Below are 12,263 nucleotides of genomic sequence, written 5' to 3' on the forward strand. Positions count from 1 at the left end.
CTCCAAAAAATCAAAAAAACAATGCTGGCAAAATTTGCCCGCAGAATAAAAACTATCTCAGCCCGCCCGCCTCACCCAACTGTATCAGCGCCACCTCGGGCGCATCAACCGGGCTTGAGGACTGGACTTGGGTAGCGGATGCTTGCAGCAAGCTTACCTTGAATCGAAGCAACTCGGAATGCCTGGCACCGAAACTGTTGCCTCGATTTAACATATATACCAATTCTGCATTACTTCTATCAAAAAACCAATGACCTAGGGGAAGTTTTTCCATCTCCGGCGCGCTATAGGCGCCCAAATAATTGGCCGGTTTTTCAGCCAGCCAATCGATGGGGTTTTGCCCTGCCAGCGCCGGCAACTGGTTTTGCCGGTCGGACGCATACAGCTCCAGCACTTGCATGCGCAGCCCCGCGCGCAGCGCCAGCAGCGTTTGCTGCACGGCGACCCGCTCCGCTTCCTGCTGGACCACCTCCAGCCGGCCCAGCAGCACGACCGCCAGCACGGCGATGACGGACACGGCGACGGCCAGTTCAAACAAGGTAAAGCCGCGCTGCCTGGCCTTGCCAGCCAACATGTTGTTTTTTGACGCAATGCGCGGCTTCATTTATGCAGGGCCACCTTGCCCAGGTCCCATACGGGCAGGAAGATGCCCAGCGCCAGCACCAGCACCATGGCGCCAAGAAAGGTGATCAGGATGGGTTCGATCTGCGCGGACAAGGTCTTCAATTCGTAATCGACTTCGCGCTCGTACATCTGGGCGATTTCATCCATCAGATCATCGAGCGAACCGGACTCTTCACCGACGGCGATCATTTGCAGCACCACCGGCGTGAAGACGCCCGCCGCCACCGAAGTGCGCAGGATGCTGTCGCCGCGCTCGACGCCGTCGCGCATCTGCTCGACGCGGGCGCACAGATAGGCGTTATCCACCGTCTGCGACACCACCGTCAGCGCCTGCACGATGGGCACGCCGCTGGTGCTGGACAGGGCGAAGCTGCGCGCGAAGCGCGCCATGGTGCCTTTCAGAATGATCTTGCCGGCGATGGGGAAGCGCAACTTGTAGCGATCCCATGTATAGCGGCCAGGCACGGTGCGCAGCCAGGCCCGGAAGGCGGCTATCGCGGCTATCGTCAGTACCAGCAGCAAAGGCCAATACGCCACCATGAAAGCCGACGTGCCGATCAGGATGCGCGTCATCAAGGGCAGTTCGGCATTGAAGCTGGCAAACACTTTCACGAACTGGGGAATCACGAACATATTGACGATGACCATGGCGATGATCATCGCCGCGATCACGAAGGTGGGATAGCGCGTCGCCGACTTCACGCGCGCGCGCATGTCGCGGTCGAACTCCAAGTGGTCGAACAGGCGCAGGAAGACTTCATCGAGGCGCCCCGTCATTTCGCCCACGCGCACCATCGACAGGTAAAACGGCGTAAACACGGTGGGGTGGCGCGCCATGGCGGCCGACAGTTCGCGGCCCGCGTCGAGCGATTCGCGCACATCCTTGATGATGCGCCCGAACGCGGGGCTGATGGCGGACTCCTGCAGGCCGGCCAGGCCGCGCATGATGGGCACGCCCGCCTTGAGCAGGGTGTACAGCTGGCGGCTGAACAGCTGCACGTCCATCGAACTGACTTTTTTCTCCGTCAGTTTTTGCCACCAGCCGATATCGGCGCTGGTGGTGGCGGCATTTTTTTTGGTCACCAGGATTTCCACCGGCGTCGCACCGGTGGAAAACAACTGGTCGGCCACGGCGCCGCTGTCGGCGCCTTCCATCACGCCGGTCAGCAGCTCGCCGCTGGCGTTGCGTGCCTTGTAGGAGAAAAATGGCACCTCAATCCTCGCTCTGGTTGCTGATGCGCATCGCTTCCATCACCGTCGTGCGGCCCTGTACCACCAGCTGCACGGCGTGGCGGCGCAGGGTGTCGCCCGCCATCTGCGCCGTCGCCACCTTCATGAAGTGGGACGGATCGGCATGGTTGGCGGCATCGGCCACGGCGCGCGTGATTTCCAGCAATTCGTACACGCCCGTACGGCCCCGGTAACCCATGCCATTGCAATGCGAACAGCCCTTGCCATGGAAATACTGGTTGCGCTCGACCAGCTCGCCCAGTTCCAGGCGCAGCCATTCGTACTCGTTCGGCGTGGGCACGTAGGGCGTGCTGCAGCTTTCACAGATCACGCGCACCAGGCGCTGCGCCAGCACGGCTTGCAGCGAGCTGCCCACCATGTAGCGCGGCACGCCCATGTCCATCAGGCGCAGCGGCGTGCTGATGGCGTCGTTGGTATGCAGCGTCGACAGCACCAAGTGACCCGTCATGGCGGCGCGCAGGCCGATTTGCGCCGTTTCCTGGTCGCGCATCTCGCCGACGAGCACGATATCGGGATCTTGCCGCAGGGCCGAGCGCAGCACGCGGGCAAAGCTCAGCTCGATCTTCTCGTTCACTTGCACCTGGTTGATGCCGGACAAGCGGTACTCGACCGGGTCTTCCACCGTGATGAGCTTTTTTTCCACGGAATTGAGTTCGGCCAGGGCGCAGTACAAGGTCGTCGTCTTGCCGCTACCGGTCGGCCCCGTCACCAGCACCAGGCCGTTCGGGCGGTTGACGATGGCGCGGAAGCGTTCCACCAGCTTGGGCGGCATGCCGATGGCGTCCAGGCGCAAGGTCGTGCCGCCCTGGTTCAACAGCCGCATCACCACCGATTCGCCGTATTGCGTCGGCATGGTGGAGATACGCACGTCGATGCGCTGGTTTTTCACGCGGATGGCGAAGCGGCCATCCTGCGGCAAGCGTTTTTCGGAAATATCGAGGTCCGACATCAGTTTTAGCCGCAGCGCCAGCGAACTGGCGATCTTGCTGTCCGCTTCCGTCTGCAGGTGCAGCACGCCGTCGATGCGGAAACGGATCTGCAGCCGGCCTTCCTGCGGTTCGATGTGAATGTCCGAGGCGCGCACCTGCGTGGCATCCTCGAACACCGATTGCAGCAGCTTGACGATGGGCGCCTCTTCCAGGCCCGGGTTGGCGGCCAGCGCGCCAAAGTCGACGGACACGTCGCCCAGGTCCTGCTCCAGCTCGCGCGTCAGGGTGGAAATATCTTCCGTGCGGCGGTAGATGCGGTCGATGGCGGCCAGCACTTCCGTTTCATTGACGACAGCGAGCTCGATTTGGCGCTTGACCAGGCGCGAGATTTCATCGTACGCGAACAGGTCGGTGGGATCGGACATACCGACCAGCAAGCCCTCGCGCCGGTCTTCCAGCACCAGCGCGCGAAAGCGCCGCGCCTGGGTTTCCGGCAACAGCCGCACCAGTTCGGCATTGATGTTGAAAAACTTCAGGTTGATGTAGGGAATATCGAGCTGGCGCGCCAGGGCGCCCGAAATCTGCTCTTCAGTGACAAAGCCGTGCTCGACAAAAACGCGGCCCAGCTTGCGCCCCGAGCGCTTCTGTTCCGTCAAGGCCTGGCCCAACTGTTCTTCTGTCAGCAATTTCTGCTGCACCAAAATTTCACCGAGCCGGACTTTCTCTGGCCTTGCCATGCTTGCTCCTCGACAGATGCTTCAGACGATGCACACCAGCGGCGTGCGGGGGTATTTTATTCCAGAACCTGTTGTTTCTTAAAGAAAATATATTCCGTGGCTTGATTTTCGCGCATTTCAACACTCTGTAAGGAAACACTTGCCGCCCGCCTGTGGTCATGGCAATAATGGCGGTCGTACACTACCTTGCCGGTCAACCATTGCCCCTATGAACGCCTGCGCCATCGAGTTCCACAACGTGCACCTGCAACTGGCGGGTAGCGCCGTGCTGCGCGGGGTCGACCTGCAGGTGCGCGCAGGGGAACTGTTCGGCCTGGTCGGCGTGAATGGCGCGGGGAAAACTTCCCTGCTGAAATGCCTGCTGGACTTTTGCTCGCCCGAGCGGGGCGATATCGCCATTTTCGGCGCGCCGCACCGGCATGGCGCGGCGCGCCAGCCCCTGTCCTTTCTGCCGGAACGCTTCCAGGCGCCGTACTACCTGACGGGCGGCGACTTCCTGCGCTACCTGTCACGCCTGCACAATGTGCGCCCCGATGCGCAAACCGTGCAGAAAGCCCTGGATGCGCTGGACCTTGCGCCGGAGGCCTTGCTGCGCCCTGCGCGCAATTACTCGAAAGGCATGATGCAGAAACTGGGGCTGGCCGCCTGCTTGCTGTCGGGCAAGCAGCAACTGGTGCTGGACGAACCAATGAGCGGCCTCGACCCGAAGGCGCGCGCGCAGTTCAAGCAGGTGCTGCGGCAAGCGCGCGCGCAGGGACGCGGCGCCCTGCTCACCTCGCATGCGCTGGCTGACGTGGAAGAATTGTGCGACCGCATGGCCATCCTGCATGGGGGCCGCATCATGTTTACAGGTACGCCCGCCGAATGCCGCGCGCTCCATGGCGGTGCTGCGGGCGCCAGCCTGGAACAGGCTTTCCTCAATTGCATCGCGGCATGAACACCGACAGGCACGCTCAGCCCCAGGCGCCGCCCGGACGGCCTTACGCACCGTCCCCGCACGGCATGTATCTACGCCATTTCGGCTTGCGCACGGCGCCCTTCGGCATCACGCCGGACCCTGCTTTCTTTTACCCTGGCAATACGCGCGGCGAATTGCTCGCGGCGCTGCTATATGCCGTCACGCAAGGCGAAGGCATCATCAAGCTGACGGGCGAAGTGGGCAGCGGCAAGACCATGCTGTGCCGCATGCTGGCAGAACGCCTGCCGCCCCAGGTCGACGTGGTGTACCTGCTCAATCCCCGCCTGGAACCGGATGAAGTCCTGCACGCCATCGCCGCAGAACTGGGCCTGGCACTGGACGGCTGCCTCACCGATGCCGTGCTGCGCGCCCTGCATGGCGAGCTGATCTCCCGACATGCGGCCGGGCGCCAGGTGGTGCTTCTGGCAGAAGAGGCGCAAGCCATGCCGGGCGCCACCCTGGAAGCGCTGCGCCTGCTGACGAACCTGGAGACAGCCAGCCACAAGCTGCTGCAAATCGTGCTGTTTGGCCAGCCGGAATTGCAACAGACCCTGGACTTGCCCGAGTTCCGCCAGTTAAAGGAACGCATCACCCACAGTTTTACCGTGCCATGCCTGCCACACGCATTGCTGAACGACTATCTGGCGTGCCGCCTGGCCGCCGCCGGCCGCATCGCCCCGCTCATTTTCACCCCAGCCGCACTGCGCCGGCTGGCGCGTGCCGCGCAGGGTATCGTGCGCAGGATCAATATCCTGGCCGACAAAGCCTTGCTGGCCGCGTATGCGGACGATGCGCAGCAAGTGAGCGCGCGCCATGTGCGCCTGGCCATTGCCGACAGCCCCTTCCACCGTCCACCCTGGCACGCGGGCAAGCTGCTGGCAGGCGCCTTGAGCGCGCTGATGCTGGTGCTGGCCCTTGCGCTGCTGTGGCAATGGCGGACCAGCGACCAGGGTCAGATGCGCCGCACTCCGCCCGCCGACGCAGCCCCAGGCGCGTTCCAGGCCGCCGCCGCGCACGTGCCGCTGCGAGCGCCGACAACACTGCTCGACAGCAAGCTGGCCGAATCGCGCGACTGGCTGACAAGGCAAGGGCCGCAGCAACTGGTGCTGCAAATCGCCAGCCTGCCCGCCACCGAGACGGTCGCTGCGGAAACTTTCCTGGAGCAGGCGCAACAAGCCATCGGCCTGCGCAACATCCACGTGTTTCGCCTGCCAGACGCAGCGCCGGCGAGCGCCACCGCGCGCCTGGACATCGTCTATGGCAGCTTTGCCGACCGAGCCAGCGCCGAAGCCGTCTGGTCCAGGATCGCGCCGACAGCGCCACAGAAAATATTGCTGAACGACATAGAAAGTATCCGCATGGAAATAAAATCCGCAGCGCAGGTGCAAACGGCGCGTGGCGCCCCCTGACTTTATTTCGGCACATTGCCTTCCTGGCCCGCACAGCCGATTGCTTTTAGGCGATCATGCTTGGTAAAATTGCAAAAGCACAACACGACTCCAAGGGCGAACTTTTCATGAATCAACACCCTATTCCTGTGCTGACCACTTGGGTCGCCCTCGCCTGCGGCGCCATGCTGTCTGGCTGCGCCACGCATCAAACACCGCTGTCGCCTGTCCACCTCAATGCCGCGCCCCTGCCCACAGGCGTCATTCCCGAGCCGGTGCAGCAAAGCAGCGCGCTGGCCGCGCCTCTGCCGGCGCCCAAAGTGGAAACCTACAGCGTCACCGTACACAAGGTGCCCGTACAATCGCTGCTGTTTGCGCTGGCGCGCGACGCGGGCATGAATATCGATATCCACCCGCAGATCGAAGGCAGCGTCACCCTGAATGCGCTGAACCAGACCCTGCCGCAACTGCTGGCGCGTATCGGCAAGCAAGTCGATATGCGCTACGAAATCGATGGCAAGAACCTGACGGTGCTGCCCGACGCACCCGTATGGCGCAATTACAAGGTCGATTACGTCAACATGGCGCGCAGCACCAACAGCAGCGTGAATATCGCCACGCAAATTTCCACGGCCGGCAGCGGGTCGAACAATGCCAGCAACCCCGTTGGCGGCACGCAAGGCAGCAATGGCAACAACAATTCGACCACCCTGGTGGTGAATCGTTCGGAAAATAATTTCTGGTACAGCCTGGAAAAGAATATCCGCGACCTGCTGCGCGAGACCACGCTCAACGATGTGCAGGTGGACCCACTGGCGCAGCTGAACCAACAGCTGACGAGCGTGTCCGGTCAGCAGGGGCAACAAGGACAGCAGCAGAACCAGGCCGGCAATCTCGCCGCGACGGGCCAGTACGGCGCCCAGCCGCCTATGCAGGGTGGCAGCCAGAATGGCGGACTATATGCACCTGCGCCGGGCCAGCAGGTGGCCGGCCAGAACGCATCCCCTGCCCAGCCGCTGGACGCGAACGGCATGCCGCTGTTAAAACTGGCCAACAAGGGCAGCCCGTCGTCTGTGGTCGTCAACGTGGAGGGCGGGCTGATCGCCGTGCGGGCCACGGGGCGCCAGCACGAAAAGATCGCCGAATTCCTCGATGTGGTAGTACACAGCGCCAAGCGGCAAGTGTTGATCGAGGCGACCATCATCGAAGTGCGCCTGAGCAATGAATACCAGCAAGGCATCAACTGGTCGCGCCTGACGGGCAGCCTGCAGCTGCGGCAGGGCCAAGTGGGCACGACGGTCCTGTCCAGCGGCGTCACGCCCAATATCACGCCGGGCATCTTCCTGCTCAATTATGCGAAAGACAGTTTTGCCACCACCATCCAGCTGCTCGAATCGTTCGGCAAGGTGAAAGTACTGTCCAGCCCGAAGATCAGCGTGCTCAACAATCAGACGGCCATGCTGAAGGTGGTGGACAACAATGTCTTCTTTACCATCAAGGTGACGCCCGCCGTGATCAGCTCGACGGGCACCATCACCACGCCGGCCACCTATGAATCGAAACTGGAAACGGTACCCGTGGGCTTCGTCATGAGCGTCACGCCGCAGATTTCCGACAGCGATGAAGTGACCTTGAACGTGCGCCCCACCATCACGCGCATCGTTGGCTACGTGCAAGACCCGAATCCGGCCCTGGCCACGGCGAATGTGCAAAGCCGCGTACCCGTGATCCAGGCGCGCGAGCTGGAATCGATCATGAAAGTGAGCAATGGCCAGATCGCCGTAATGGGCGGCCTGATGCAAGATTCCATCGACAATGCCAGGGATGGCGTGCCGGGCCTGTCCAGCCTTCCCTTGGTGGGCAACCTGTTTACCTATCGCAAGGAAGCGAGCAGCAAGACGGAGCTGGTGATCTTCATGCGCCCCGTGGTGGTCAAGGACGCCAGCATCGACGGCGATTACCGCGACTACCGCTACCTGCTGCCCGGCCAGGCGCCACTCAACACCCAGCCGTACACGGATGGCCCGCCGGCGCCCGCCGTCCTGCCGCAGGCACGCCTGCAGGGAGACTTTCCATGAGCTTGCTGATGCAGGCGCTCAAGAAGGCCGAGCGCGCCAAGCAGAACAGCCTTTCCGACGAGGAGCTGGAAAAGCCGTCCGAAGCCTACGACCAGGTGCTGGAACTGGCGCCGGCCGACGCCCTGCCGCCCCGTCCCGCGCCTGCTGCGCCGGCGTCCGTGCAGCCGGCAAGCACCTTGCGCCTGGAACCGCTGGCGGACGTGCCCGCGCCGCAGCCAGCGCAGAATGCGGCACAGCCAGATCCACAGCCCAAGCCGCAACCGGGTCCACGTCCAGAACCGCCGCCCATCCGGCCACGCGCCAGTCGCAGCACTCCTCCGCCGAAAGGCCCCATGGGGCCCATCAGCGTCGACCCGGCCACCGTGCGCCTGGCCATCCTGCTGGCGATATTGCTGCTGGTGGCCGGTTCCATGGCGTACTGGTACTGGCGCGCCAGCAACAGCCCAGGCGCCGGCGCCAACCTGCCCGGCGTGCCCATGCCGCTAACGGACGCTCCGGGCACGGCCGGCGTTGCAGGTCCCGTGCTGGTGCTGCCGGCAACGGGGGCCGCGCAGGCGGACGCCATGACGCCCGAAGCACTGCCGCCGGACTATCCGCGCGACGCGCGTCAGCAAGCGGGTGCGGCGGATCAGCAGGCGATGATACAGGCGGCAGCCCAGGCCGCCGTGGCGGCACAGCTGGCGAACATGGCGCCGCCCGCGCCGCCCAGCTTGCCGCCGGTGGCCGCGCCCGAGAATAGCCAGATCCAGGTGCAGCGCAGCGTGGCCGCGCCGCAAATCAACCCCGGCGTGCAGCAAGCCTATCAAGCCTTCAACGGGGGCCAGCTGGGTCTTGCTCGTCAACAATATGAAATGGTGCTGCGGCAGGATGCCACCAACCGCGACGCGCTGCTGGGCCTGGCGGCCGTGGCCCTGCGCGAGCAGCAGGGCGCGCAGGCGGCGGCCTTGTACGTGCGTTTGCTGGAAATCAACCCCGACGATGGCGAGGCGCTGGCCGGCCTGATCGGGCTGCGCCAGGGCGACGTGGCGCAGAGCGAGGCAAAATTGAAGGCTATCCTGGCGCGCAGTCCCGACAGCGCCCCAGTGCTATTTGCACTGGGCAATGTGTACGCCAAGCAGCGCCGCTGGACCGAAGCGCAGCAGCAATTTTTCCGCGCCTGCGGCGCCGCGCCCGGCAATCCCGACTATGCCTTCAACCTGGCCGTAGGCCTGGACCGGCTGAACCAGCCGAAACTGGCCGCCACGTATTACCAGCGCGCATTGACCCTGGCGCAAACCACGCCCGCCGCGTTCGACCAGGCCGTCGTGCAGACGCGCTTGCGCGAACTGGCTGCCGCCACTCCCCCGGCCGATCCGGCCAACATTACACCCCGTCAGGATTAAGCTTTACATGGCAGAACAGGCAAAACTTCCGCTGGGCAAAGTGCTGATCCAGAAAGGCGTGATCAGCGAAGACCAGTTGCGCATCGCCCTGATCGAACAGCGGCGCAGCAGCGAACCGCTGGGCAAGCTGCTGATCACCCTGGGCTTCGTCACGGAAGCGACCGTGCGCGAGGCGCTCAGCGAAAACCTGAAACAGGTCAGCGCGGACTTGTCGAGCCTGGTGGTCGACGCCATCGCCTTGAAACTGATCCCGAAGGACGTGGCCAAACGCTACCGCGTCTTTCCCATCGTGTATGAGCGGCAAGCCGATAATTTGATCCTGGCCATGGCCGACACCAGCAATATCGTGGCGCTCGACCAGATCAGCGCCATGCTGGTCAAGGGCATCACGATTTCCACCGTGCTGGTCAACGAATCGGACATTTCCCGCGCCATCGACCAGTACTATGGCTTTGAATTGTCGATCGACGGCATCCTGCACGAAATCGAAACGGGCGAAGTCAGCTACCAGAGCATGGCATCGCCGTCGGACGAGTACAGCCAGCCCATGGTGCGCCTGATCGACGCGCTGCTGGCGGACGCCGTGCAGAACGGCGCCTCGGACATCCATTTCGAGCCGGAACAGTCATTCCTGCGCATCCGCTACCGCATCGACGGCATCCTGCGGCAGATCCGCAGCCTGCACAAATCGTACTGGCCGGCCATGGCCGTGCGCCTGAAGGTGATGTCGAACATGAATATCGCCGAGGCGCGCGCGCCGCAGGATGGACGCATCAGCATCAAGTTTTCCGGGCGGCAAATCGATTTCCGCGCGTCGGCGCAGCCCACCACGCACGGCGAAAATGTCGTGCTGCGCGTGCTGGACCGCCAGAAAGGCATCGTCCCGCTGGATGCACTGGGCCTGGCCGAAGCGGAACTGAACTTGTTGAAACTCATGATCGCGCGCCCCGACGGCGTGATCCTCGTGACGGGGCCGACGGGCAGCGGCAAGACCACCACCCTGTATTCGATACTCAACCATATCAATACGGAAAGCGTCAACATCATGACGCTGGAAGACCCGGTCGAGTATCCGATGAACATGATACGCCAGACTTCCGTCAACGAATCGGTCAAGCTGGGCTTTGCCGACGGCATCCGCTCGATGATGCGGCAAGACCCGGACATCATCCTGGTGGGCGAGATCCGCGACCGCGAAACGGCGGAAATGGCGTTTGCCGCCGCCATGACGGGCCACCAGGTGTATTCAACCCTGCATACGAACTCGTCCATCGGCTCCATCTCGCGCCTGCTCGACATCGGCATCCTGCCCGACATCATGGCCGGCAACATCATCGGCATCGTGGCGCAGCGCCTGATACGCCGTTTATGCCCGCATTGCAAGGAAACGGTGATCGCCGACGACGTCGAGCGCCGGCTGCTGGGCCTGGCGATAGACGATGCGCCCGTCTCCATCTGCCGCGCCGCCGGCTGCGAGCGCTGCGCGTACCAGGGCTACAAGGGGCGCTTGGCCATCATGGAAATCCTCAAGATGACGGCCGAACTCGATGAATTGACGGCGCGCCGCGCCAGTTCGCGCGAATTGAAGAACGCGGCGCGCGCGGCCGGTTTCAAGGGCATCATCGACGACGGCATGCGCCGCGTGCTGGAAGGCGTGACAACCCTGGAAGAAGTGGGCCGCGTCGTCGACCTGACGGAAAGGCTGGCCTGATGGCGCAATATGTCTACCGTGCCATGGATGCCGCCGGTGCATTGATTCCCGGCAGCATGGAGGCGGCCAACGTGCCGGACCTCGAAGCGCGCCTGCACCGCATGCAGCTCGACCTGATCGACTGCAAGATCACGGGCCGGTATCTGGTGCTGCTGGGCAAGCGGGTCATTCACCGCCGCGACCTGATCAATTTCTGTTTCCACATGGAACAGTTGACGGGTGCCGGCGTACCCATCCTGGAAGGATTGAACGACTTGCGCGAAAGCACGGATCACCCGCGCCTGCGCGAAGTCGTCACGGATTTAATCGAAAGCATCGAAGGCGGCTTGCCCCTGTCGGGCGCGCTAGCCCAGCATGGCGACATCTTCGACGCCACTTTTACCAGCCTGATACTGGCGGGCGAACAAAGTGGCAGGATCGCCGAGGTATTCAAGAACCTGTCGGAAAGTTTAAAATGGCAGGACGAGTTGGCGTCGCACACGCGCAAGATCGTCATGTACCCCATCATCGTGGCCGTCGTCGTGGCGGCCGTGACGTTTTTCCTGATGATTTATCTGGTGCCTCAGCTGACGGCCTTCATTCGCAACATGGGTGGCGAACTGCCGCTGCACACGCGCGTTTTGATAGCCGTGTCGAATGTCTTCATCGATTACTGGTATCTGCTTCTGGCCTTGCCAGTGCTGCTGTTCTTCGGCTTGCGCGCGCTCATCCGCCGCAGCGAAGGCGCCCGTTATGCCTGGGATGGCCTGAAGCTGCGGCTGTGGCTGGTCGGACCCGTGCTGCACAAGATCATCCTGGCCCGCTTCGCCACGTTTTTTGCCTTGATGTATGCTTCGGGCATCACGATACTCGAATGCATACGCCTGTCCGAAGGCATCGCCGGCAACCAGGTGGTGGCGGCCGGCTTGCGCCGCGCCGCCCAGCTGATCAGCGAAGGCTACGGGGTCACCGCAGCCTTCCAGCACACGGGCATCTTCCCGCCGCTGGTGATCCGCATGCTGAAGGTGGGCGAGGCAACGGGTTCGCTGGACACGGCCTTGCGCAATGTCAGTTACTTTTACAACCGCGAAGTGAAGGAATTGATTGAAAAAGTGCAAGCCATGATCGAGCCGGCCATGACGGTCATCCTGGGCCTGCTGCTGGGCTGGATCATGCTGTCGGTGCTGGGGCCGATTTACGACACCATCAGTACAATCAAGACCTGA

9 protein-coding genes are annotated in these 12,263 nt (G+C 62.9%); 6 read left to right on the forward strand and 3 right to left on the reverse strand.

From position 1 onward, the window contains the following. Positions 1-52: 52 nt before the first annotated feature. Genes FJQ89_RS08285 through FJQ89_RS08295 form a run of 3 tightly spaced genes read right to left on the reverse strand, consistent with a single transcriptional unit; the run spans position 53 to position 3,541 of the window. Positions 53-604, reverse strand: a complete 552-nt coding sequence (locus tag FJQ89_RS08285; protein WP_141169831.1) for a type II secretion system protein — start codon at positions 602-604, stop codon at positions 53-55. Beyond that, a complete protein-coding gene (locus tag FJQ89_RS08290; RefSeq protein WP_141169832.1) occupies positions 601-1,836 on the reverse strand; it encodes a type II secretion system F family protein in 1,236 nt (411 codons plus the stop codon). Before FJQ89_RS08290 ends, FJQ89_RS08285 begins: the two co-directional genes overlap by 4 nt. 1 nt (position 1,837) lies before the next feature. After that, a complete protein-coding gene (locus FJQ89_RS08295; RefSeq protein ID WP_141169833.1) occupies positions 1,838-3,541 on the reverse strand; it encodes a GspE/PulE family protein in 1,704 nt (567 codons plus the stop codon). Between the two features lie 208 nt (positions 3,542-3,749). On the opposite strand from FJQ89_RS08295, the gene FJQ89_RS08300 reads away from it, so the two are divergent. The 6 genes from FJQ89_RS08300 to FJQ89_RS08325 all read left to right on the forward strand — a co-directional run bounded on the left by FJQ89_RS08300 (position 3,750) and on the right by FJQ89_RS08325 (position 12,263). Next, positions 3,750-4,478: an ABC transporter ATP-binding protein gene (locus FJQ89_RS08300; RefSeq protein ID WP_141169834.1), complete on the forward strand. Its 729-nt coding sequence runs from the start codon at positions 3,750-3,752 to the stop codon at positions 4,476-4,478. Then, positions 4,475-5,908, forward strand: coding sequence for an ExeA family protein (locus FJQ89_RS08305; RefSeq protein WP_243136474.1), 1,434 nt, complete (start codon positions 4,475-4,477; stop codon positions 5,906-5,908). The genes FJQ89_RS08300 and FJQ89_RS08305 overlap by 4 nt, the downstream gene beginning before the upstream one ends. 107 nt (positions 5,909-6,015) lie before the next feature. Further along, on the forward strand, positions 6,016-7,965 hold the full coding sequence (locus FJQ89_RS08310) for a secretin N-terminal domain-containing protein (protein WP_243136475.1): 1,950 nt from the start codon (positions 6,016-6,018) through the stop codon (positions 7,963-7,965). Next, positions 7,962-9,347 carry a tetratricopeptide repeat protein gene (locus FJQ89_RS08315; protein WP_141169835.1) on the forward strand — a complete coding sequence of 462 codons (1,386 nt, stop codon included), beginning with the start codon at positions 7,962-7,964 and terminating at the stop codon, positions 9,345-9,347. Before FJQ89_RS08310 ends, FJQ89_RS08315 begins: the two co-directional genes overlap by 4 nt. Positions 9,348-9,354: 7 nt before the next feature. After that, the gene (locus FJQ89_RS08320) at positions 9,355-11,058 is read left to right on the forward strand and encodes a GspE/PulE family protein (protein ID WP_141169836.1); all 1,704 of its coding nucleotides are present in this window, start codon (positions 9,355-9,357) and stop codon (positions 11,056-11,058) included. Further along, complete coding sequence (locus tag FJQ89_RS08325) at positions 11,058-12,263, forward strand: type II secretion system F family protein (protein WP_141169837.1); 1,206 nt, start codon at positions 11,058-11,060, stop codon at positions 12,261-12,263. Before FJQ89_RS08320 ends, FJQ89_RS08325 begins: the two co-directional genes overlap by 1 nt.

Origin of the sequence: Janthinobacterium tructae, from assembly GCF_006517255.1 — a bacterium.
GTDB classification, from domain to species: Bacteria; Pseudomonadota; Gammaproteobacteria; order Burkholderiales; family Burkholderiaceae_D; genus Janthinobacterium; species Janthinobacterium tructae.